At 35.9% G+C, this 22,031-nt stretch carries 21 protein-coding genes, 1 pseudogene and 2 riboswitches; of the genes and pseudogenes, 12 read left to right on the top strand and 10 right to left on the bottom strand.

Features of this window, described 5'->3' with window-relative positions; genetic code table 11:
• Window positions 1-50: 50 nt before the first annotated feature.
• Genes PGC35_RS17225 through PGC35_RS17215 form a run of 3 tightly spaced genes read left to right on the top strand, consistent with a single transcriptional unit; the run spans window position 51 to window position 2,535 of the window.
• Window positions 51-791 carry an ABC transporter ATP-binding protein gene (locus PGC35_RS17225; RefSeq protein ID WP_056831322.1) on the top strand — a complete coding sequence of 247 codons (741 nt, stop codon included), beginning with the start codon at window positions 51-53 and terminating at the stop codon, window positions 789-791.
• Window positions 769-1,869 carry an ABC transporter permease gene (locus PGC35_RS17220; RefSeq protein WP_375220027.1) on the top strand — a complete coding sequence of 367 codons (1,101 nt, stop codon included), beginning with the start codon at window positions 769-771 and terminating at the stop codon, window positions 1,867-1,869. Before PGC35_RS17225 ends, PGC35_RS17220 begins: the two co-directional genes overlap by 23 nt.
• Window positions 1,870-1,893: 24 nt before the next feature.
• Window positions 1,894-2,535 carry a TetR/AcrR family transcriptional regulator gene (locus tag PGC35_RS17215; protein WP_375220026.1) on the top strand — a complete coding sequence of 214 codons (642 nt, stop codon included), beginning with the start codon at window positions 1,894-1,896 and terminating at the stop codon, window positions 2,533-2,535.
• 427 nt (window positions 2,536-2,962) lie between these two features.
• Here PGC35_RS17215 and PGC35_RS17210 read toward each other — a convergent pair whose 3' ends face one another.
• The 6 genes from PGC35_RS17210 to mtnK form a co-directional block, all read right to left on the bottom strand.
• Window positions 2,963-4,162 (bottom strand): MFS transporter, encoded by a 1,200-nt coding sequence (locus PGC35_RS17210; protein ID WP_375220025.1) that lies wholly within the window; start codon window positions 4,160-4,162, stop codon window positions 2,963-2,965.
• A gap of 93 nt (window positions 4,163-4,255) precedes the next feature.
• The gene (locus PGC35_RS17205; RefSeq protein ID WP_375220024.1) at window positions 4,256-5,275 is read right to left on the bottom strand and encodes an ABC transporter permease; all 1,020 of its coding nucleotides are present in this window, start codon (window positions 5,273-5,275) and stop codon (window positions 4,256-4,258) included.
• The gene (locus PGC35_RS17200; RefSeq protein WP_375220023.1) at window positions 5,250-6,755 is read right to left on the bottom strand and encodes a sugar ABC transporter ATP-binding protein; all 1,506 of its coding nucleotides are present in this window, start codon (window positions 6,753-6,755) and stop codon (window positions 5,250-5,252) included. Before PGC35_RS17200 ends, PGC35_RS17205 begins: the two co-directional genes overlap by 26 nt.
• Window positions 6,756-7,351: 596 nt before the next feature.
• On the bottom strand, window positions 7,352-8,431 hold the full coding sequence (locus tag PGC35_RS17195; protein ID WP_375220022.1) for a sugar ABC transporter substrate-binding protein: 1,080 nt from the start codon (window positions 8,429-8,431) through the stop codon (window positions 7,352-7,354).
• Window positions 8,428-9,483 carry an S-methyl-5-thioribose-1-phosphate isomerase gene (mtnA, locus tag PGC35_RS17190; protein WP_375220021.1) on the bottom strand — a complete coding sequence of 352 codons (1,056 nt, stop codon included), beginning with the start codon at window positions 9,481-9,483 and terminating at the stop codon, window positions 8,428-8,430. Before mtnA ends, PGC35_RS17195 begins: the two co-directional genes overlap by 4 nt.
• Window positions 9,480-10,670, bottom strand: a complete 1,191-nt coding sequence (gene mtnK / locus PGC35_RS17185) for an S-methyl-5-thioribose kinase (protein WP_053591213.1) — start codon at window positions 10,668-10,670, stop codon at window positions 9,480-9,482. Before mtnK ends, mtnA begins: the two co-directional genes overlap by 4 nt.
• Before the next feature lie 74 nt (window positions 10,671-10,744).
• Window positions 10,745-10,899: riboswitch (SAM riboswitch) on the bottom strand.
• A 167-nt stretch (window positions 10,900-11,066) separates the two neighbouring features.
• Window positions 11,067-11,170, top strand: a riboswitch (SAM riboswitch).
• A 116-nt stretch (window positions 11,171-11,286) separates the two neighbouring features.
• Here mtnK and mtnW point away from each other — a divergent pair.
• From mtnW to PGC35_RS17165, 4 genes are read left to right on the top strand one after another with little or no spacing between them, the layout of a single operon-like run.
• Window positions 11,287-12,501, top strand: coding sequence for a 2,3-diketo-5-methylthiopentyl-1-phosphate enolase (gene mtnW / locus PGC35_RS17180; protein WP_375220020.1), 1,215 nt, complete (start codon window positions 11,287-11,289; stop codon window positions 12,499-12,501).
• A 5-nt stretch (window positions 12,502-12,506) separates the two neighbouring features.
• The gene (locus PGC35_RS17175; RefSeq protein ID WP_375220019.1) at window positions 12,507-13,172 is read left to right on the top strand and encodes a 2-hydroxy-3-keto-5-methylthiopentenyl-1-phosphate phosphatase; all 666 of its coding nucleotides are present in this window, start codon (window positions 12,507-12,509) and stop codon (window positions 13,170-13,172) included.
• On the top strand, window positions 13,169-13,780 hold the full coding sequence (locus PGC35_RS17170) for a methylthioribulose 1-phosphate dehydratase (RefSeq protein ID WP_053591210.1): 612 nt from the start codon (window positions 13,169-13,171) through the stop codon (window positions 13,778-13,780). Before PGC35_RS17175 ends, PGC35_RS17170 begins: the two co-directional genes overlap by 4 nt.
• 21 nt (window positions 13,781-13,801) lie before the next feature.
• Window positions 13,802-14,338, top strand: a complete 537-nt coding sequence (locus PGC35_RS17165; RefSeq protein ID WP_056831342.1) for a 1,2-dihydroxy-3-keto-5-methylthiopentene dioxygenase — start codon at window positions 13,802-13,804, stop codon at window positions 14,336-14,338.
• 213 nt (window positions 14,339-14,551) lie between these two features.
• On the opposite strand, the pseudogene PGC35_RS17160 reads toward PGC35_RS17165, so the two are convergent.
• Window positions 14,552-14,740 (bottom strand): annotated as a pseudogene (locus PGC35_RS17160) (GMC oxidoreductase); the annotation flags it as partial.
• Window positions 14,741-15,431: 691 nt separating this feature from the next.
• Between PGC35_RS17160 and tatC the strand changes: the two are divergent.
• Together tatC and tatA are read left to right on the top strand one after the other, a co-directional pair.
• Window positions 15,432-16,193 (top strand): twin-arginine translocase subunit TatC, encoded by a 762-nt coding sequence (gene tatC / locus PGC35_RS17155; protein WP_053591207.1) that lies wholly within the window; start codon window positions 15,432-15,434, stop codon window positions 16,191-16,193.
• Window positions 16,194-16,293: 100 nt separating this feature from the next.
• Window positions 16,294-16,494, top strand: a complete 201-nt coding sequence (tatA, locus tag PGC35_RS17150; protein ID WP_053591206.1) for a twin-arginine translocase TatA/TatE family subunit — start codon at window positions 16,294-16,296, stop codon at window positions 16,492-16,494.
• A gap of 136 nt (window positions 16,495-16,630) precedes the next feature.
• Here the strand turns inward: tatA and PGC35_RS17145 are convergent, their stop codons facing one another.
• Window positions 16,631-17,797, bottom strand: a complete 1,167-nt coding sequence (locus PGC35_RS17145; RefSeq protein WP_375220018.1) for a TraB/GumN family protein — start codon at window positions 17,795-17,797, stop codon at window positions 16,631-16,633.
• Between the two features lie 219 nt (window positions 17,798-18,016).
• Between PGC35_RS17145 and PGC35_RS17140 the strand changes: the two genes are divergently transcribed.
• The 3 genes from PGC35_RS17140 (at window position 18,017) to PGC35_RS17130 (ending at window position 20,209) form a co-directional block, all read left to right on the top strand.
• Window positions 18,017-18,355 (top strand): heme oxygenase, encoded by a 339-nt coding sequence (locus PGC35_RS17140; protein WP_053591204.1) that lies wholly within the window; start codon window positions 18,017-18,019, stop codon window positions 18,353-18,355.
• 232 nt (window positions 18,356-18,587) lie between these two features.
• The gene (locus tag PGC35_RS17135; RefSeq protein ID WP_375220017.1) at window positions 18,588-19,022 is read left to right on the top strand and encodes a MarR family winged helix-turn-helix transcriptional regulator; all 435 of its coding nucleotides are present in this window, start codon (window positions 18,588-18,590) and stop codon (window positions 19,020-19,022) included.
• On the top strand, window positions 19,019-20,209 hold the full coding sequence (locus PGC35_RS17130) for an MFS transporter (protein ID WP_375220016.1): 1,191 nt from the start codon (window positions 19,019-19,021) through the stop codon (window positions 20,207-20,209). Before PGC35_RS17135 ends, PGC35_RS17130 begins: the two co-directional genes overlap by 4 nt.
• A gap of 49 nt (window positions 20,210-20,258) precedes the next feature.
• Here PGC35_RS17130 and PGC35_RS17125 read toward each other — a convergent pair whose 3' ends face one another.
• Together PGC35_RS17125 and PGC35_RS17120 are read right to left on the bottom strand one after the other, a co-directional pair.
• A complete protein-coding gene (locus tag PGC35_RS17125) occupies window positions 20,259-21,347 on the bottom strand; it encodes a copper resistance D family protein (RefSeq protein ID WP_375220015.1) in 1,089 nt (362 codons plus the stop codon).
• A gap of 3 nt (window positions 21,348-21,350) precedes the next feature.
• A complete protein-coding gene (locus tag PGC35_RS17120) occupies window positions 21,351-21,881 on the bottom strand; it encodes a copper resistance CopC family protein (protein ID WP_375220014.1) in 531 nt (176 codons plus the stop codon).
• Window positions 21,882-22,031 lie beyond the last annotated feature (150 nt).

The raw sequence follows: 22,031 nt of genomic DNA, 5'->3' as shown, positions 1-22,031 counted from the left end.
ATAATGAAAGTGAGTGATTACTCACTTTTAAATTTAAAGGGGGTTTATAAATGTCATCCACCATTCTTTTGAATCAAGTTAGTAAAAGTTTTGGAAAGAAAACAGTTTTAAATAAAGTAAGTATTTCCGTTCATTCTGGAGAAATATTTGGTTTAATCGGACCATCTGGTTCAGGAAAAACTACTTTAGTCAAAATGATTGTTGGTATGGACCAACCTACCAATGGGGAAATACATGTATTGGATACACCAGTTCCTCATTTATACCTATCCCAGAAAATTGGCTATATGGCTCAATCAGATGCTTTATACAATGACTTAACAGGTCGAGAAAACCTATCCTTTTTTGCATCTCTTTACAAATTGAACAAGAAAATTCAAAAGGAACGTATTGCTTATGCAGCCGATTTAGTTGGTCTTACTTCCCATTTATCTAAAAGAGTTCAGAATTATTCAGGTGGTATGAAGCGAAGATTATCTTTAGCCATTGCATTAATACACGATCCAGAACTATTAATATTAGATGAGCCGACCGTCGGAATCGATCCTAAGCTTAGAAAGTCCATTTGGGAGGAGATTAACCGTTTAAAAATGGAAGGTAAAACAATTTTAATAACTACACATGTGATGGATGAAGCAGAAAAATGCGACAAACTGGCCATGGTTAGAGATGGGGAAATAATTTCGAGTGGTTCTCCATTAGAACTTAAAAACCAATACCAAATTAGTAGTCTTGAAGAAGTATTTTTACTAGCTGGAGGTGAAAAAGATGAGAACAATCGCCTTAATTAAAAGAATTTGTATCCAAATGGTACGAGATAAACGAACACTCGCTTTGATGATGATTGCACCTCTAGTCATTTTAACTTTGCTTCATTATTTACTATCTGCTGATACAACAGTTCCTCGCCTAGGAGTACATGGTGCAGAAGAAGCTTTAATAGAACAATTAAAAGGCAAAGAAATTGTAGTTATACCATATGAAAATCTAAAAAATACGGAACAAGTTATAAAAAAAGATCAATTAGATGGAGTCCTTCAAATAGAAGAGGATAAACTGAGTTTAACACTTACTAACGATGAGCCTTCTACATCGAAGGTGTTACAATCAAAAGTCATGCAAGCCATCTCCAGTGAAAATGCAAAGAAGCAAGCAACTAATTTAACCAAAGTGTTTGCAGATATTCAAGATAAACTGCCGAATGTTCAAGTGAAACAACTAAGTACCCCAGAAATCAATACTTATTATATTTACGGAAATAGCGAAACAACCTTTTTTGATCAGTTAAGTCCTATTCTTGTTGGCTTCTTTGTATTCTTTTTCGTCTTTCTCATTTCAGGAATAGGATTATTGCGGGAACGAACAACAGGCACGTTGGAGCGTTTATTAGCGACTCCAATCCAAAGAAGGGATATCGTTTTTGGTTATTTAATTGGTTACGGACTCTTTGCCATCATTCAAACCCTTATCGTTGTTTTTTATGCAGTAAAGGTTTTAGATATTTTAATCGTTGGTTCTCTTTGGAATGTTGTTCTCATTAATCTATCTCTTGCACTAGTTGCATTGTTACTTGGAATTCTCTTATCGGCTTTTGCAAACTCTGAGTTTCAAATGATGCAATTTATACCAATTGCGATTGTTCCCCAAGTATTCTTCGCAGGCATTCTCCCTATAGAGGGAATGGTCGAATGGATGCAAATTATTGCGAAATTTATGCCGATGTACTATGGTGGAAATGCATTAGTAGACGTTATGTATAAGGGATTCGGAATAGATAGTATTAAAAATGAACTCTTTATTTTGTTAGGGTTTGCACTGATTTTTGTTATTTTAAATATATTAGCCTTAAAGAAATATCGAAAAATCTAGATTGTTACTGGAAAGGAGTAAGCAATGGAAGAAGAAATATTATTACAACAACTATTTGATGAAGAAAAATTAACAGATAAGCAAAAAAAAATACTCCTTGCAGCAATAGATACATTCTCAGAAAAAGGGTATGCTGCTACCTCTACAAGTGAGATTGCCAAAAAGGCTGGAGTAGCGGAAGGAACCATTTTCCGACACTATAAAACGAAAAAAGAGTTGCTAGTATCCATTGTTACTCCTCTCATTTCTAAGGTATTAGGTCCATTTATTGTAAGAGATTTTCACAAAGTACTAGACCAGCCTTATGAAAATGCCGAGGACTTTATAAGAGCCACAATCGAAAACAGAAGAGAAGTATTTAAGAAGCTTCTTCCTGTTATTAAAATTATTATGCAAGAAATACCTTTTCAACCCGAACTTAGGGAACAATTTGTTGAACAGGTAGCTAAAAAAACATACGAGCGGATTTTGGTTGTCATTCAAAATTATCAAGATAAGGGTCAAATAATCGATATACCACCATCAAGCGTGGCTAGATTAGCCGTTAGCAGTATATTTGGTTACTTGATTTCACGTTACATTCTTTTCCCAGAGAGTGAATGGGATGACGAACTTGAAACAGAACGCACTGTTCAGTTTATCTTACATGGAATAGGAAAAAAATAGACACAAAAAAAGAAAGCACGTTAATTGTGCTTTCAGACTTTTTGTCTGGGCCCCGTTGATTTCCGTTCGAGGCGGACGCGTTCCGCCGGCATGGCTTCAGATTAGTATTTATAGAAAAGAAAATCGTTGAAAAAGGCGACACTCCTGCGGGCATAGCGTTAGCCGAAGACCCCGCAGCGCAGCGAGGAGGCTAAGGCAACGCCCGCGGAAAGGGAGCCGTTTCAACGATTTTCTTATTTATCGGACGACATTAATTGTAAAGTCAAATTCTATAGACTTTTTCAGTGCCCCCAGCCTAACGACGAAGCGGCTCGCCCATGGAAAGAGAGCGGTAAGCTTCGGAAAACCTAGTCTTTCCTATATAAAAAATAAATTCGCGTTTGTCTACAGTCTGAAAGCACGTTAATTGTGCTTTTCTTTTTTGTTCTTATACTTTTCTATTTCGTAAAAATACATATAAAAATCCACCAGCACTTAAAAATCGTAAACTAGAACTAATGTACATAGCTACTTCCATGCCTAGTTCATTCAAAAGCCAAATACCTATTTGTGGTGCAATGAATGCGACGAAAGCAAGCAGTACATTGTAAGTTGTAATGCAATACGTACGATATTGTTCAGGTGATTGCTCCAACAATAAATTAAATAATATTAAAACAGTACCAGATAAGAAGAATCCGGATGTTGTTTGAATGAGCGTTAAATAATATAAGTTCGTAGATAGCATTGTTAAAAATGGTGTAGTGGACATTCCAATAGCTGCCCATATAAAAACTTGCATATTCGAATACTTATCTGCCCACTTCTTCCATAAAGGAAATGTTAAAAACTGCATGAGCATACTACCAACTGAAAACATACTAATCCAAAAGATTGTTGCTCCTGCTACTCGGACATTGTAAATGTTGAATAATCCCCATGCCATTTGCCAAGCAAAATTAAAAAAGAGAGCTGCAGCTAAAAACCAGACATAGTTCACATGTTTAAAAATGCTCCAGTCCATTGACTTCTTTTTCACTAGGTTCTCTGATGAAGGGACGATATCTTCTTCTTGTTTTAATAAGAAAAAAACCTCTAGCAAACCGAAACCAAAAGCTATCGCAAAAAGAATTTGATAGGCAGTAACGCTTTCGGAAGCATCCTTCATTAAAACACCAATAACTAAAGTTGATACAAGACCAACCATCGTTAACAAACGATTTCGATCACTAAAAAATTGTCCTCTTCTAGACTCATCAATCATTCCACTTATCAACGTTTGCCAACCTACGTTAGCTACAGTGTTCGGAACACTGATGAAAGCAATAATTCCTAAAAATGCCCATGCTTGTAACGAATCAGAAGGCAAATAAACTACTAGTACAATAAGCAAAAACATTAATCGTGCCAGTAAAACAGACATCGCCACGAGTTTCTTTTGAGCACTTGCACGATTTAGTAGAATAGCTGCTGGTATAGTCATTAATAACGCTATTAATGGCGGCAACGAACTTATTAATCCCACCTGATAATTGGTTGCCCCTAATATGGTAATTGCAAAGATTGGAAAAAAGTTATTGGAAAAATTTAATGCAATAGTAGATGCCATTCCATGGTAAATACTTATTTTTTCATTATACGGTCTCAAATTTTGTCAGCCCATTCGATAAATAATAAAGGATATGCTTGAATTATATACTTGCACGGGCAGAAAACAAGTACTTCGAGACACAAAATTTATTTAGATTTGGGTGAACCGTTTTTTAGCGTAAATATAAGTTACGGCAAGAGCTGAAACGAGCACTGCTCCTTTAATAATATCAAAGGCATAATACGGTAAGTTTTGTATCGTTAATCCATTCAAGAGAATCCCGATAACCGCTGCTCCAAAAAATGTTCCGATAGCATTTGGTTTTCCAGCACCAAGGACAGAATATCCAACAAAGACAGCTGCTACAGCTTCCATTAAAAGTGGTGCACCCGCATCAATTTGACCTGAACCAACACGTGCTGTAAACAATATACCTGCCATCGAAGCAAAAACACCAGAAATTACATATGCAGCACATTTTACTTTACGGGTATTCACTCCTGACAATGTTGCAGCCTCAGCATTTCCACCCGTCATATACAAAACACGTCCCCAACGAGTATGGTTAAGTACAACATAAGCGATAATTACTAGGACAAGCATTATCCAAACTGGAACTGGTAATCCGAGCATTCTCCCTTGGCCAATCCAAAGAAATGCTTCAGAGAATTGCCCCGGTGCCGTCCCTCCAGAAGTAAGCGGCATATTATTGTATATCGAGTATCCTTCTGTATATGTACGGTGAAAGCCTGCCACTATATACATCATACTTAACGTTGCAAGTAAATCTGGAATTCCTAAAACTACAATAAGAAAACTGTTCAATAATCCAACCAACACTCCTATTACAATAGGTAAGATTAGTACGAGCCAAAGCGGCATCTCATACCACACCATTAACGAAGCAGTAATGACAGTAGATAGAGACATCGTAGAACCTACTGATAAATCGAAACCTCCTACTACTAGCGTAAAGGTAACTCCTAATGCTAAGAGCGTTACAATGGAAATGGAACGTAATATATCTGTGAAGTTTCCATATGTAAAAAAGGCACCGCTTATAGTGCTAAAGTACAATATAATTATCAATAGCAAGGCAATTGCACCATATTTAAATAGAAATTGAATTCCTCTTTCTTTGACCTTACTCTTCTTTTCCACCGCTTGCATACAACAAAATCCTTTCTTGGGTCGCATCCTCACGTGAAAACTCCTTCACGATTTGACCGTTATACATAACTAGAAGTCGATCGGAAATACCAATTGCTTCTTGAATCTCACTCGAAAAATATAGACACCCTTTACCATTACTCGCCAACTCACGAATTAAATTAAAAATGTCCTTTTTCGCTCCAATATCAACACCTTTAGTCGGCTCATCAAATAAATATACTTTAGAGTTGCGCGACATCCATTTTCCGATTACTACTTTTTGCTGATTTCCTCCACTTAAATGCACAAGTGGTGTTTCCGTATGATCCGTTTTAATTTTTAAGCGATTGATGATGTCCTTTGCAAAGTTGCGTTCAGCAGCTTTATCCATAAACAGAAGCCGTGAAAATTTCTTTAAATTCGGAAAGGAAGAATTCGTTTGTAACGACTCATGTACAAATAAGCCTTCTTTTCTGCGTTCCTCTGGAATTAGTGCCATTCCTGCTCGAATGGCGTCTGCTGGATGTTTCGCTTTTAACTCTTTGCCTGAAAGGTTCACACTACCTTTTACTAATGATCCCAAGCCAAATAAGGCTTTAGCTAGCTCCGTTTTTCCTGCTCCTACAAGGCCCACAATACCAACAATCTCCCCTTCGGAAACAGTAAAGGAAAGCTCCTTTAATTTGTGTCCATCCGATAATTCTGTAACCTGTAGGATTTTTTCTCCTAAAGTATGATTTGTATCTGCCTGTTCTAAATTAAAAGATACACCTAGCATCGCTTCAATAATCTCATTCTGTTGAACAGTTTCTGTGTTAAAAACTTTTACAAGCTTTCCATCTCGCATTACAGTGATTCGATCACTGATTTCAAATACTTCTGGAAGACGGTGAGAGATAAATATACAGCCGACTCCTTGCGATTTCAGATGATGAATTACCGAAAAAAGCTTTTTGGATTCGTGGAGAGACAAAGGGGCAGTCGGTTCATCAAAAATAATAATCTTTGCCGAGCTTACAAGAGCTCGTGCAATTAATACTAATTGTTTTTCAGCTAATGTAAGTTTAAATGCCGGTTGATTGACAGCAATGTTTTCTACTTGCAAATGCTTCAGTGCTTTTTTAGCTTCCGTTTGTAGCTTGGATGTGGATAAAAACAAATTATTATTCGTAGCGATTTTATCTAGCATAATATTTTCTGCGACCGATAATTCCGAAACGATTGCTGTATCCACCTCTTGATAAACACAATAGATACCGTGTTCCTTTGCTGCTTTCGGGGAACGAAGCCGAACACTACTACCTTCTAAAACTATTTCACCTTCATCTTGCTCATATACGCCGGATAATATTTTAATAAGCGTGCTTTTACCTGCTCCATTAACACCTAGCAATGCATGTACTTCCCCTTTTTCAAGATGAAATTCGGCCTCTTCTAGTGCCTTCACATTTCCAAATGATTTACGTATGGAAGTCATAGAAAGAAAAGGATTAGCCATGATGATCTCCTTTCTTAAGGCAATATACCAGTTGAATTTTAACTAGTTGGCCTTGTTATTCCTAATGAATTGTATTTGAAGTGTTTTACGTTATAGAACAAGACACGGATGTGCGCTTGCCGCACGCTACGTATGAGCCTTCGCAGGATGAATCGCTCATACAGCTTGTAAGACGTACATCCTAGAGAATCACCGTTTCTATTGTTAATAAAATGATTGTAGGATTTGCATTTAATCTAATCATTTAACAATCAACTTTACTATCTATCAAAGAAGACTTTTGCATTCTCCCCATTTCAGTCGCATTGGTGTAGAAACACGGATGTGGCTTGCCGCTATCTGTATTAAGAACTATTTATTTTCAAACATTAATTGGATAATACTTTGACCTATCAAATAGAGTTCACTGGCATTCGCGCCTTGTCAGCCGCTTGGACGTTCTGTATGAGATGCAGGATGCGCTAGGCTCATGATGACGACCGGCCCGAATGCTTATAGAATAGCTATCTACCCTTTCATATCTTCCATACCAACAATTAGTTAAAGCTTTCTTAAAAAGAAGCTGCCCCCTTTTTAGGGCAGCTACATTTGTATCATTATTGTTTTTCTAACTCTTTCAAAGCTTCTGTGTAACCTTGTTCGCTTGCTCCCCAGCCTTCGATATATTCATGTAAGTCATTTGTCGTCACCGTTTCTTCCGGAAGCTTTTCAGCATCCACAAACACTGGTTCTAAAACAACTTTTTCTTCAGGAGTTTCACCATTTATTTTTTGATATAAATAGCGCACTTGAATACGTCCTATATCCATTGGATCCACTGCCGCTGAGGCAACCCATGGGCTACTTTCTTTTTGTATCATTTGTAAATCTTCATCACTCATATCAATGCTATAAACTTTAATATCTGTTCTTCCAGCTTGCTCAATAGCGCGTACTGCACCTTTTGCGAATTCATCCCAAGCTGCCCAAACTGCTGTGATTTCTCCTTCATTTGGGTATTGTTTTAGAATCGCTTCCATTTGCGATTGTGTGTCTAATGCTGTATTTTGTGTCGCTGCACCAAATGTTGCAATTTCTTTAATACCTGGATTTTCATTTAAGAATTGCTCGTAGGCAACTTGTCTTCTTTCCATAGGTGCAAAACCTGCTACCCAGATTTTCACTATATTTGCTTCACCATTAGCATCATTTTTTAATTTTTCTAATGTCATTTCAGCCATCTTTTGATCGCCTTGCTCTAAAACTGTGATTCCTTCTACTTCCACACCTGCATCAAAAGCGACGACTGGTATTCCTTTATCAACTGCATTTTGAACTCCTTGATTTAACGCTTCTTTTGTTCCATGATCAATCAGAATTCCATCTACACCTTGGTTTACAGCTGCATCTAGATTGGAAGCCATTTTTGCTAAATCGCCTTCCGACGTAAACACTGTTACAGTCCCACCAAATTTCTCTACTTGTTCTTTTACACCTTCAATGTATTGAGCAGAAAAAGTACCAAGATTTTGTTGCATAACCAATGCGATTTTCTTCCCTGATAGCGGATTATCGGATGCTTCTGAATCAGCAGGAGTAGTTGTTGCTTCATTTGCATCCCCTTTTGGTTGACACCCTGTTAAGATAATTCCAATTACTAATAATACGGATAAAAGCCATGCTGTTTTTGATTTCATGCGAGTTCTCCCTTTTCTATATTTATTAAACTTGGAATATTTTTTGTATATTCCGGATATATAATTCCTTTTTCAGTAATAATGGCTGTAATGTATTCACCCGGTGTAACATCGAATGCAGGATTAAATACTTTTGTATTTTTCGGAGCTACCTGTTTCCCTGCAATATGCGTTATTTCTTCCGCTGGACGTTCTTCAATCGGGATCTCTTTTCCATTCTTAATGGTCAAATCAAAAGTGGAAGAAGGAGCTGCCACATAAAAAGGGATGTCAAACACTTTTGCTAATAATGCTAAGTTAAGTGTTCCGATTTTATTTGCCGTGTCGCCGTTTTCTGCTATCCGGTCTGCCCCTACAATAATTGCTTCGATTCCTTTTGCTCCGATTGTATGTGCAGCCATGCTGTCTGTTATAAGTGTTACATCCACTCCAGATTGCTGAAGCTCCCACGCAGTTAGCCTTGATCCTTGAAATACAGGTCTAGTTTCACAAGCATAAACTTCAAACTGTTTTCCCCGCTCACTCCCAAGATGGAATGGTGCTAATGCAGTACCATATTTTGCGGTTGCAATTGAACCTGCATTACAAATGGTCATAACTTTTGTTTGACCTTCAAGCAAGGACAACGCATATTCGCCAATATTTCTACAGGATGCTTCGTCTTCTCTATGAATTTTTATAGCTTCCTCTATCAAAAGTTCCTTCGCCTCTTGTACACTTGCTACATTTTCAACAGCACTTCTTAAACGTTCTAGAGCCCAAACTAAATTTACAGCTGTTGGTCTAGATTTAGCTAAATACAAGAAATCCCTGTTGAGTTGCAGATGAAATTCCTCTAATGTATTTGCTTCATACTTTTCGGCCGCTTTAGCCAATCCATATGCAGCGGTAATACCAATTGCTGGTGCACCCCTCACCTTCAGAGTGATAATAGCATCATATACATCTTCTAAAGTATCTAGTGTTAAATACTCAACTACGTGAGGTAATTTTTGCTGATCCAAAATCCGAAATTCTTTGTCGTTCAACTCTATCGATAATGGAATACTCATTTGCGAAACCCCTCTAATAATTCAAATACTTCATCAATTGAATGGATATCTTTGCGTTTTAATATAAGTGCTTCCCCTGTTTGTAAGGTCTGCTTTTTGAATTTAATCCGTTGTTCGTCATCTTCGATACTGTCCAAATCCTTCACATGTGCTAGCCCGATTGTACGACGAATTAATTCACATCCAGCAAAGCCTAGTGTATCTCGGAAAATTTTATCCAAGACATATTCTTTATAGCCATCTGTGTCTTTATAGGAATCGACACTTTTTTTGTCCCATAATTCCGAAAATTTAGTCGAAAAGACATCCCAAGTTTGTTTGATATGGGTGACAATAACTCCCCGCTCATCCTCTTCTCTTGTAACATTTTGCACGATTAGATTTGCTAAAAACAATCCAATATCAAAGCCAATAGGTCCATAAAAAGCAAACTCTGGGTCTATTACTTTCGTTTCGGTTTCACTAGCAAAGATGCTCCCTGTATGCAAATCTCCATGTAATAATGCTTCCGCTTCTGTCATGAAGCTATTCTTTAATTTTGCAACCTCTAGCTTTAAGCGCCCGTTATTCCAAATAGTTTCTACGTCTTCTTGCAACAATGCTTCAAAGTCATTTGTTTCATAGTCAAAAAACGGATCTGTAAAAATAAGATCTTCTGTGATTTTACAAAGTTCTGGATTGGAAAACTCTGAAACTAGTTTCTTTTTTTCAAAAGGGTGTAATGCAAAATCAGATGTATGAAATAGTGTTTGAGCTAAATATTCTCCAATATCTTTTGAAAGGTTTGGATATGATTCAAGTTTAATCAACCCTTCACGTGCAATTTTTAAATGAGATAAATCCTCCATAACCGTAAGCGCAAGATCCTCATCAATTGCATATACGGTCGGAACAAGATTGGCTGCAAATTCAGCATGTTTTTTTAATGCATTTGCTTCAATCACTGCTCGTTTTAACGTTAGTGGCCAACTTTCTCCGACAACCTTTGCGTATGGTAAAGCCTGTTTAATAATAAGACTCTTATCACCGTTCAATTCCTTAATATGAAATACATAGTTAAGATTACCGTCACCTATCTCACGACACTCCAACTCTGTGTCTTGTGGGAAGAAGTTAAGTTCTTTTGCATATAAAATAGCACTTTCTTCTGTTAATGATTCATATTGTCTCTTTGTAGCTGTCGTCATTATTCTCTACCTTTCCGTTTCAAAATAAAAAGCCTCTTTCATAAGAAAGAGGCGTAGAATAAGAGATCTCTCGCCTCTTATCTTTCAGAAAGTTACCTTTCTGATGGAATTAGCACCGTGCCTTAGGAGATTTTCATCTCGGCGCAAAATGCGCCCCGTCTCACAACGGTATTACGGTCGGTTGCTGGGCTTCATCGGGCCATTACCCTCTGCCTGCTCTTGATAAGAGTGCTATTAATTAAAACGTTATACTATTTGAAAATCATCCTAGCATATTCAAAAAACACATGTCAATCATTTTTTTAAAAACAAAAAAAATTCTAATAACTATATTGACAATCTTTATATTGCATGAAATAATCATTATTAATTTGACTAACTCAATTGAATAACTTTTTCTTATTTAGAGCAGGTGGAGGGACGAGCCCTATGATACCCGGCAACCGATCCATTATGGACACGGTGCTAATTCTTGCAGTCAGTAGACTGAGAAATAAGAAGTCGTTAATTTTTTAACCTCTTCTTATTTGGAAGAGGTTTTTTTATATTTAGAAGGGGCAAAACACTGGGACATTGACTAAGTAGAAATTTGTTATATAAAGGATTGTGATAATAAATGAGTGGAATTACTACTCTCTATCAGGTTTACGGTAAACCTGGAACTTTTGAAAAAAAAGCTGAAGGAATTGCGCTCGGTTTAACAATAGGATCCTGGACTGATTTGCCGTTACTAGAGCAAGAGCAATTAAAAAAGCATAAAGGAAATGTTATATCGATAACTAAATTTGAAAATAGTCACCATCCGCTAAAACGAGATGAAATCAAAGCAGAAATTAAAATAAACTATCCTAGTGCTAATTTCTCTGCAGATTTACCTGCCATATTAACAACTGTTTTCGGCAAACTATCGCTAGACGGTGAAGTAAAGCTACTAGACTTGGAATTCTCATCAGACCTTTTAGATAATTTCCCAGGACCTAGATTCGGAATTGAAAGTATTCGTGAATTGCTAAGAGTGTATAATCGTCCACTTGTGATGAGTATTTTTAAAGGAGTAATTGGAAGAGATATCAATTACCTATCTGAACAGCTGCGTAACCAAGCTCTAGGTGGAGTAGATTTAGTAAAAGATGATGAAATTCTCTTTGAAAACCCCCTTACTCCTTTTGAAAAAAGAATTATTACAGCTAAAGAAGTACTACGTCAGGTGTATGAGGAAACTGGACATCGAACACTTTATGCAGTTAACCTCTCTGGGCGGACATCCAATTTAAAATCAAAAGCAAAAAAGGCAAAAGAACTTGGGGCTGACGCTCTATTATTTAATGTTCATGCATATGGTCTAGATGTACTTCAAGAACTTGTGGAAGATGAAGATATTCAGTTGCCATTCATGGCCCATCCAGCCTATAGTGGTGCTTTTACATCATCCTCATTTTATGGAGTTTCAACACCACTTTTACTTGGTAAATTGACTCGTTATGCAGGGGCAGATTTTTCATTATTCCCCTCACCATACGGAAGCGTCGCACTGGAGAAAACAGCTGCACTATCACTTGGGGAAGAATTGACGAAAGAAAGTGCAGTAAAACGAACTTTTCCAGTTCCTTCGGCTGGAATTCATCCTGGATTGGTTCCTTTGTTAATCGAAGACTATGGCATAGATAGCATTATAAATGCAGGTGGTGGAGTGCATGGTCATCCTACTGGCGCTACAGGAGGAGGGCTTGCCTTTAGGCAGGCCGTATCAGCAGTCCTTGATGGAATTCCGTTAGCTGAAGCAGCAAAACAGTTTCCAGAACTAAAAGCAGCATTGGAACTATGGGGGTAAGCATTATGAGTAAGCTAGTAATCTATTGTGATTTTGATGGGACCATTACAAACCAAGACAATATTATATCCATTATGAAAAAATTTGCTCCCCCAGCATACTTGCCGATCAAAGAGAATATTTTAGGGCAAAAGCAATCTATCCGAGAAGGTGTTGCTCAAATGTTCTCTCTGTTACCTGTATCTATAAAAGATCAAATTATAAGCTACTTGCTTGATCAAGCAGAGATTAGAGAAGGATTCGACGATTTTGTTTCTTATACAAGAAAGCACGATATCCCTCTCTATATTGTTAGTGGTGGAATAGATTTTTTCGTTCATCCAATGCTAGAAAAGTTTGGTCCTTTTTCAGGCGTTTATTGTAATGAATCGGACTTCTCGGGAGAAAGAATACAAATAAATTTCCCACATGTCTGCGATGATTTATGTACGAGCAAAGGTTGCGGATGCTGTAAGCCATCCATTATTCGAAAGCTCCAAGAAAAAGATTCTTTAAGTGTTGTAATTGGTGATTCTATTACTGACTTAGAAGCTGCAAAATTAGCAGATGTTGTCATAGCACGGGATTTTCTTATTGAAAAGTGCAAGGAATTGAATATTCCATATGAACCTTTCGAAAATTTTCGAGATGTCATGAATATTATTGAAACAAGGTTAGGTGTTCAAACATGATAACGCTCCGTGGTAGATGGGAAGAGTTAGCAGATATAAAAGACGAACTTGCTAAACGAGATTGGTTTATGGGAACTAGTGGAAATTTAGCAATTAAGGTGAATGATGAACCAGTAGAGTTTTTAGTTACAGCAAGCGGAAAAGATAAGAATAAGCGAACAAAAGAAGACTTTTTACATGTAAATATAAATGGAGAGCCGATAGAAGATACCATTTTAAAGCCGTCGGCAGAAACATTATTGCACTGTGCTATTTATTCTAAAACTTCTGCGGGCTGTAGTCTCCATGTTCACACGGTTGCTAATAACGTCATCTCCGAATTATACGGTGATCAGGGAAAAATAGATTTTCAAGGGCAAGAACTTATTAAAGCTTTCGATTTGTGGGAAGAAGATGCAATTCTTTCTATTCCTATCATTCCAAATCATGCCCATATTCCACTTCTCGCCGAAGAGTTTCAGACATATATAGATGGTGATAAAGGAGCTGTACTTATACGGAATCACGGTATTACTGTTTGGGGTAGGGATGGTTTCGAAGCAAAGAAGTTACTTGAAGCTTGTGAATTTTTATTTCAGTATCAGTTGACTTTACGTCAAATAAAATAAAAATAAGAGAGGAAGATTTAGATGGCTATCATTAAAATTCAAGGAACAAATGAAACAATTGAAGCACAAAATGAGGTTGCTGCATTTTTAGAGCAACAAGAAGTAATTTATGAGCATTGGGATATAGAAAAATTACCAGAGCAACTTCGTGAAAAGTATGATCTTAGCGATGCAGAAAAAGAAGAAATTTTAAATGCATTTAAAGCAGAAATAGATGATATATCAGAACGTCGTGGGTACAAAGCAGCTGATATCATTTCTTTATCTGACTCTAATCCAAACTTAGATGAACTATTAAAAAACTTTGAACGTAAACATCTTCATACAGATGATGAAGTTCGTTATATTGTTAGCGGTCACGGAGTATTTATTATTCAAGGAAAAGATGAAAATTTCTTTGAAGTCCATCTATCACCTGGAGATCTAATCTCAGTTCCGGAGAATATCACACATTACTTCACACTTGCTGAAGACCGTAAAGTAGTAGCAGCACGAATCTTTGTAACAACTGAAGGATGGGTACCAGTCTACCAAGACGAGGAAGTTGCACAAGGTTAATAAGAAGAACTGCATGCATGGGCATTCTAGATAGTTACTAAATAGAGATGTTTCATATTCAAAATTGCAAATTTAAAGTACATTCTATAAGAAGTTAAAAAAGCAAACACTGAATCCTGTATCGAATGCGTAGTGACCTTTTAAATAGCCTAGCGCAAATTAAATAAACTCCTAAATTGCTTGTAATAAGCTATTTAGGAGTTTTATTGATTATTATTTAACTAGAAGTCCACCTTGTTTTAAATAAGTTTGAATTCCTTCTGCAGCACGGTAAGAAAGTAGCTCCAATTGTTCCGGTAGGATTAAAGTTACTATTATGAGGAAATGTAGATGCTCCGACTACAAATACGTTTTCTGCTTCCCACATTGTAGATAAGAGTTAACTGCTGAAGTAGCTGGATCTTCTTTTGTTGTGCTTTCTCTTTGTATACAAGGAGAATACCAAGCGCTCCAACTAACACAATAAAACCTCCTAATTATCCTAAAACTGATTTATTTACTTAATTAAACATTAGTCAGATATATATTATTTTTACTTAATGGTAGAATGCAAATTATAAACTATTGAAAGTATTTCTGTACAAACTCACAATGGTGAAAGAAAATAAGTATATTTTTTTCCTGTCCAGCAAAGAACTATAATGGATAGACCAATACCAGATCCAAGTAAAACAAACCGTGGAAAAACGCTTAAAGTAAGAAACAATGCAAAATCTGCTACTAAAATAAAACCAAGAAGACTTAATTTAATATTTTCAATTCTTCCAAATGATACTGAGCCAATTTTATTCATCCTTAATAAGGATATATATTCAAACGAGCTTATCATTTACTACATTTTTTCTTAAACTGTACATAAATAGTTTCAAATTTATATTGGTTGTTTTAGAAAAAGTTTGTATATATAAAAACTTTTTTCCTATATTAATTGAAAAATAAAAGGTGCTTTTATTTACAAATTCGACTGTTGGAGTATAATGTGAGATGATACAAAACAACAGTTTCATGTAGTAACTATTATATTTTAGTAAACATGCTTTTCTAAGCATATAAATATCTCACTTTATTTGAGAAAATGGGGTGGTACACACTAATGACACACGAACCAGAATTGACGCTTGTTGAACATTTAACAGAATTACGAAAAAGGCTCATTATTGTAGCCGTCACATTTATTCTATCTCTAGCCTTAGGATTTTGGATGGCCCCAAGGACATTAACATTTCTTAAGTCACAACCTACAGCTGCTCACGTGGAATGGAATGTATTTGGATATACAGATGGTTTAATGATTTATGTCAAATGTGCTCTAATACTATCTATATTAATAACGTTGCCAATTGCGATGCACCAAATTTGGTTATTCGTTAAACCAGGACTATTAGAGAAAGAAGCAAAAGGAACCATTTACTTTATCCCTGTCTCTTTTTTACTGTTTTTAGCTGGGATTAGTTTTAGTTATTTTATTTTATTTCCTTTGATGTTGAACTTCATGTCTAATATTAATGATTCAATTGGAGCTCTAGAAACATACGGGATGCAACAATATTTTACCTTCATGTTTAATTTGATTATTCCAGTTGGAATTGTTTTCGAGCTACCTGTGATTATATTGTTTTTAACAAAGCTGGGAATCATCACACCTAATCGACTACGTAAGATGAGAAAAGTTTCTTACTTTATACTTGTAGTAGTTGGAGTTTCTATTACACCTCCGGACTTCATTTCAGACTTTATCATCGTTGTACCGTTATTATTGTTATTCGAAATCAGTATCCTTGTTTCGAGCTGGGCATATAAAAAACAGTTAGCAAAAAGAGCTTTGGAAGAAGAGGCATTAGAAAATGAAGTCTAGGGCTTAATTTCTCCTAAGCGTGTTATACTAAAGATAAGTTTACTACTGCATACACATCGCCATTGGAATAAATGTAACATACTATAAGGAGGAACAATCCATGCCAAACATCGGCGTACCAGGTTTAATAATCATTCTAATCATCGCATTAATCGTCTTTGGACCATCTAAACTTCCTCAGTTAGGAAGAGCAGTAGGTCAAACGTTAAAAGAATTTAAAAACTCCACTAAAGACATCGTTGACGATGTTACAGAAGAATTTAAATTAGAAGAAAATACAGACGCTAAAAAGAAAATATAATGTGGCAAACCAGCTATTCTATGAATAGTTGGTTTTTTATTTCCTTTATTTAAGATGAAATAATATCCACTCCTAACCCATTACAAAAAACTAAAACCTCCTTTCCTTGCCATTTAGCAAAAAAGGAGGTTTTACATTATAGATTATTAAAAAATACCCGAATAACATCTGCCCCACCAATAAAAGTTCCGATTGATCCTACTAAATTAGTTAAAACAACTACTAGTAAAATTCGTGTAACCTTATTGCGCCAAAACCCTTTTATCGTAAAAACATCTTCCGAAAGATTTTCAAAATCCCCTACATTTGGGCGTCGGAAATAAGCCTGAACTATTCCCGAAACCCATCCCGACGCTATTAAGGGATGTAATGTAGTTATTGGAGCTGCAATAAAGGCAGAGAGTATAGCAAGCGGATGTCCAAAAGCAATTGCAGCACCGATGGCAGCAAAGCTTCCTGTCCATATTACCCAGCTCAAAGCCTGATCCAAGCCCGCAGTTGGATTTGCAAAAAAGGTGTAAACAACTATGGCTATTAAAAGCACCGGTATTACCCACCCAAGGATTTTAGGTACAATCGATTTCGGTGGTACTTGATTGAGTTTTTCCAAATCATGTTCTTTATAAATTTCTTTCGAGATACCTGGAACGTGAGCCGCACCTAATACCGCAACTACTTTATCCCCAGGAGCTTCTTTAATTTTTTGTGCCAAGTACTGATCCCTTTCATCAATTAAAGGAGTCTTTAGTTTTGGAAATGATTCTGTAAACTCTGCAAGAACTGCATTGAGCGTATCCTGTGATTTCATCTTTTCTAATTCTTCTTCTGAAATCGAGTCTCTGCTAAAAATACTAAAAAAAACGGAGGAAAGCAGCTGTGCCTTACCAGACCATCCGAGATTATGCCAAATACGAGAAAACGTAGTTTGTATATTCCGATCTGCAAGCACAAGATTAGCACCGGTTTCTTTGGCAGACTGAATTCCTTGAATCATCTCTTGACCTGGTTTTATCTCAAATTGCTTTGCTAAACGGTTTTGAAAAGATGATATTGCTAGATTCATCAGAAGCAATGTCGCTTTCTTTTCTTTAATAACTTTAAAAATATCTGTTTCTTTCCATTTACTTCCGTCCATAACAGATTGATATCTTTGTTCATCTAACTCAATACAAACAGAATCTGGTCTCTCTGCTTCAATTACTTCTTTCACTTGCTCAGCACTTTGTCTGGAGACATGTGCTGTTCCGATCAAGATCAATTCTCTGCCATCTAAATTTATGCGAGTAATGTTTTCTTCTTTCACAAAATTCTTCCTTCATAGAATATATTTCTTCTACGTATCCTCTATTAACGGATTACGAAAAGACTGTCTATTATTAATAATGGATTAGATTAAGATAAATATCAATTAAGTTTTACTGTTTAGAGAGGAAAATTTTTGGGTTGCGCGTCCTACAAGGTAAAACACATAAAAGATGGTATACTGTTTTTATCAAATAACTCGAAAAGGAGTAATGGCTACATGTATATTGTCACAAACAAAATTAAAACAAAACCAGGCTTTGCTGAAAAAATGGCACCTAATTTCACTAAACCAGGTGCATTACAACAAATGGAGGGTTTTGTAAAAGTAGAAGTAACAATTACACAAAACCTTACAGAATATGATGAGTTAAATGTAAATATGTATTGGGAAAACCTTGAGAATTTCGAGGCTTGGAAAAACAGTGATGCCTTCAAAGAATCGCACAAACGACCAAATTCCGAATCAAAATCTACTTCTCAAGAATCACCACTTCTAGGAAGTGAACTAGTTATTACAAAAGTTGCCTCTACAATTGAAGCCATCCCATCTAAATAATGATAATTAGTTCCTACTTAACTGTTCTATTACGGTAAAGTAGGAGCTTTTTTGTTAATTTATTATAATAAACGGATATTTTAAAGATGCGGGAGCAACATAGAAATAAATTACATTTACATAGCTATTTTATAAAAGGTCTTTTCAACTCATTAATTCTCTGTTATATTAAATTAGTTACCTAAGATAACTATTATCATGGGTAACTAATTTATTTTAGGAGTGTTAGATTATGACTACGTATCGTGAATTTTTTCGTCAATTTTCACTTTTGTACCGTCCTTTTGAGCATCATTTAAATTTACAACTGGCTAAACACGGCTTGTATCGAGCACAGTGGACCATCATATATTACTTATCCGATCAGTCTTCCGCTACACTTGTCGAACTCTCTAATTACCAAAATGTTGAAAAACCCACCGTCACAAGAACAATTAACCGTTTAGAAGAACTAGGAATTGTAGAACAAATGCCCAGTAAAGATAAACGCGAAAAAAGAATACAGTTGACCTTACTGGGCAAACAGGTATATGAAGAGGTTCGACTAACAGTAGATAAATATGAACAGCATATTTTAAAAGGAATTTCTGAGTCGGATCAACTTAATTCAATTCGTTTGATGGAAGAAATACGAAAAAATATTCTAACGAAAGGTGAACACGAATGAATCAATCAAGAGCCAAACTATGGACGAAAGATTTTATTGTCGTATCGTCCATTAACTTTTTATTAATATTAATTTTTTATTTATTGATGGTCACAATAGCCGTTTATGCGGTAAGTGAATACGAGGCTTCTACTAGTGAAGCAGGTTTAATAACAGGAATTTTTATCATTGGAACTTTAATTGGTCGACTTTTCATTGGTCGTCCTATGGACGTGATTGGTCGGAAAAAAACATTATTTGTTGGTTTAGCTTTATTTACACTAACAACCTCTTTATATTATGTGAATTTCGGCTTGACTTTTTTACTAATCAATCGATTCCTTCATGGTTTAACTTTGGGAATAGCGAGTACGGCAGCTGGAACAATTGTTGCACAAATTATACCAATGTCTAGAAAAGGCGAAGGTATTGGTTATTTCAGTATGAGTTCTACGCTGGCAACTGCCATTGGACCTTTCATCGGAATTTATATGAGTCAACATACTAGTTTCCAAGTCATTTTCGGTTTCTGTCTAGCATTAGGAATCATAAGTCTCCTCACGACCTTCTTCCTATATGTACCTGCAACTGAAAAGGTTATCAAAAACGAAGAAACAAAAGGTTTTAAACTATCCAATTTTGTGGAACCAAAGGCTTTACCCATCGCGTTCATTATTCTAACCGTCGCATTTTGTTACTCCGGTGTTCTATCCTTTATTAATTTTTATGCGATAAAAATTGAATTAGTGGAAACAGCTAGTTTCTTCTTTATCGTTTATGCTGTAGCAATCCTTATATCTAGACCATTTACTGGCCGCCTACTAGATTTTAAAGGTGCAAACTACATTATGTATCCTGCTTTTATCATTTTTGGTGTTGGTATGCTTCTACTCAGTGTAGCAAACAATAGCTTCACTTTTTTATTAGCTGGTGTACTAATTGGACTTGGTTTTGGTAATATGCAGTCTACCACTCAAGCAGTGGCTGTAAAACTTACCCCACCCCACCGGATGGGGCTCGCAACATCTACATTTTTTATATTCTTGGATGCAGGTCTTGGTTTTGGACCATATCTTCTTGGTTTTATCATTCCTTTTACTGGATATAGCTTGCTATATGTTATTTTAGGAGCAGTCGTTCTCCTTACTATTGTTCCATATTTTCTCCTTCATGGACGAAAAGAAAAAGCTAATTTAGCTACAGAGTAACAAAAAGAATAGGCTACCCTCTAATAAAACTTAGAGGATAGCCTATTTCTTATGTAATACTCAAAATTAACGCTAAATAACTTGAAAAGACAAATAGTATGCTTAAAAAGAACGTTATCAAAGCTGGTGCTTTTTTAAGAAAAGCGTAAATAGTTAAGCCTATTAAAAGTATAGATAATACAAATAGAGAAAAACCTGTAGCATTAAATGCTAGTTCTACATGCATTACCTGAAGGTTTTGACCTTGATAAAAATAACTGAACAGTCTAGAAGGCCCCTCATTTTTAAACGTATTTTCACTAGGGGGTGATTGATTGCTAAGTGCTGCAGTGACAGAAAAAATGAGTAGAATAATTAGGCTCTCTATTTTTGACCAAGGTCTAGGGTTGAAGTTTGGATATTTTATTAATCTCTTTTTAACGAATAAGCTATTGATAGCTGCATATACAATCAATGGAATAATGAATAAATGTTTAATAAGCAGAAGTTGTCCATATGAGAGCATCCATGTATCTGTATACGTTTCAAAATCCATTACGAACGTCATTAACCCTATTCCCGAAGCGATCGTAATACTGAAGCATACGATTGCTACTGGTGAAAACCATTTTAAAAACTTCAACCAGTTTGAAAATCCTTTTGAAAACCAACTAACTACAAGTAGAATTCCCACCCAAACCGTTACCGCTGTAAAATGACTTGTATGAATGATAAACCCTTTTATGTATCCTACAGAGCTTGCATGACTTGCCCACCCAAACCCTAAAATTAAAAGGAAAGTGAAAGCAAGTCCTCCGTATGCATATAACTGATTCTTTTGATTATCAAACCAAAGAAGAAATATAAATAACATATTAGCTACGATGAATGTAAAAAACCAAGCTTTACCTATTTCAAATGTATTTAAGACCATTTGAAGTGTTCCTACAAAATTTTCTTCCTGATCTAATTGCAAGACAAGCAGCAAAATTGGAATAAACGAAAAAAGTGCAATTCCAACAGTAGCGATAATTTGAACCCTTCTTTGTACAAGAATCTCAGGTTTAAAAGAACTTGGTACAAGAGAAATAAGAAAACTACCTATCAAAATGGAGAAACAAAGGTATAATAGTACCTCACTAACAACAGTCATAAGCATCTATTATTTCTTTCTACGTAACCAGAAGAAGACCCCACCAATGATAACAATCAGTGCGACAACAATAATAGGAATTGTACTAGATGAAGATTGACTTTCTTCTGTTTGCTCAACTTGGTCTGTATTAGGTGCTGCTATAGTCTCTGCTTGTTCTACTTCCTCATCCTCTGTTGTTTCCGCTGCAGCAATTTCTACAGTGAAAGGAACAGTTCCTTCAATTGGATGCCCATCTGCTCCAACGATGTTCCAAGCGATTTCATAACTATCAGTCTCTAAAGGTATCGCTAAAGTTCCAATCATTTGATTTTCATTTACTGAGATATTTTCAACTGGAATTGACTCACCATTAGAATTCATTAATTCAAAGGTGCTACTTTGTTCTATTTTCCCTTCAAAAATGAGGGAAATCTCATTTAGTTCTTCTGTTACAACTTGCCCACTTTCAGGATTGGAACTCTCTAATCCTGTATGTGCCCAAGCTGAATTTGCAAAAGCAAACATGAAAATAAATGATACTAAAATTATTTTTTTCATGATAATCCTCCTTATTATATCTTTAACCTAGTATAGCTACTCTTTGTGAGGAAAGTATGAAATTACTTTCAACAAAAAAAGAGGTACATTAACAACCTCCTCATTTTTTAAAGGAACTATTCATTCTATTTTATTGACAATGATAATTAT

Source organism: Psychrobacillus sp. PGGUH221 (genome assembly GCF_042055255.1).
Lineage (GTDB): Bacteria > Bacillota > Bacilli > Bacillales_A > Planococcaceae > Psychrobacillus.
This window is presented reverse-complemented; position numbering and strand designations above follow the sequence as displayed.

Coding starts and splice junctions, on each gene's coding strand:
- PGC35_RS17225 (WP_056831322.1), top strand. CDS start 51: ATGTCATCCACCATTCTTTTGAATCAAGTTAGTAAAAGTTTTGGAAAG.
- PGC35_RS17220 (WP_375220027.1), top strand. CDS start 769: ATGAGAACAATCGCCTTAATTAAAAGAATTTGTATCCAAATGGTACGA.
- PGC35_RS17215 (WP_375220026.1), top strand. CDS start 1,894: ATGGAAGAAGAAATATTATTACAACAACTATTTGATGAAGAAAAATTA.
- PGC35_RS17205 (WP_375220024.1), bottom strand. CDS start 5,275: ATGCAAGCGGTGGAAAAGAAGAGTAAGGTCAAAGAAAGAGGAATTCAA.
- PGC35_RS17200 (WP_375220023.1), bottom strand. CDS start 6,755: ATGGCTAATCCTTTTCTTTCTATGACTTCCATACGTAAATCATTTGGA.
- PGC35_RS17195 (WP_375220022.1), bottom strand. CDS start 8,431: ATGAAATCAAAAACAGCATGGCTTTTATCCGTATTATTAGTAATTGGA.
- mtnA (WP_375220021.1), bottom strand. CDS start 9,483: ATGAGTATTCCATTATCGATAGAGTTGAACGACAAAGAATTTCGGATT.
- mtnK (WP_053591213.1), bottom strand. CDS start 10,670: ATGACGACAGCTACAAAGAGACAATATGAATCATTAACAGAAGAAAGT.
- mtnW (WP_375220020.1), top strand. CDS start 11,287: ATGAGTGGAATTACTACTCTCTATCAGGTTTACGGTAAACCTGGAACT.
- PGC35_RS17175 (WP_375220019.1), top strand. CDS start 12,507: ATGAGTAAGCTAGTAATCTATTGTGATTTTGATGGGACCATTACAAAC.
- PGC35_RS17170 (WP_053591210.1), top strand. CDS start 13,169: ATGATAACGCTCCGTGGTAGATGGGAAGAGTTAGCAGATATAAAAGAC.
- PGC35_RS17165 (WP_056831342.1), top strand. CDS start 13,802: ATGGCTATCATTAAAATTCAAGGAACAAATGAAACAATTGAAGCACAA.
- tatC (WP_053591207.1), top strand. CDS start 15,432: ATGACACACGAACCAGAATTGACGCTTGTTGAACATTTAACAGAATTA.
- tatA (WP_053591206.1), top strand. CDS start 16,294: ATGCCAAACATCGGCGTACCAGGTTTAATAATCATTCTAATCATCGCA.
- PGC35_RS17140 (WP_053591204.1), top strand. CDS start 18,017: ATGTATATTGTCACAAACAAAATTAAAACAAAACCAGGCTTTGCTGAA.
- PGC35_RS17135 (WP_375220017.1), top strand. CDS start 18,588: ATGACTACGTATCGTGAATTTTTTCGTCAATTTTCACTTTTGTACCGT.
- PGC35_RS17130 (WP_375220016.1), top strand. CDS start 19,019: ATGAATCAATCAAGAGCCAAACTATGGACGAAAGATTTTATTGTCGTA.
- PGC35_RS17125 (WP_375220015.1), bottom strand. CDS start 21,347: ATGCTTATGACTGTTGTTAGTGAGGTACTATTATACCTTTGTTTCTCC.
- PGC35_RS17120 (WP_375220014.1), bottom strand. CDS start 21,881: ATGAAAAAAATAATTTTAGTATCATTTATTTTCATGTTTGCTTTTGCA.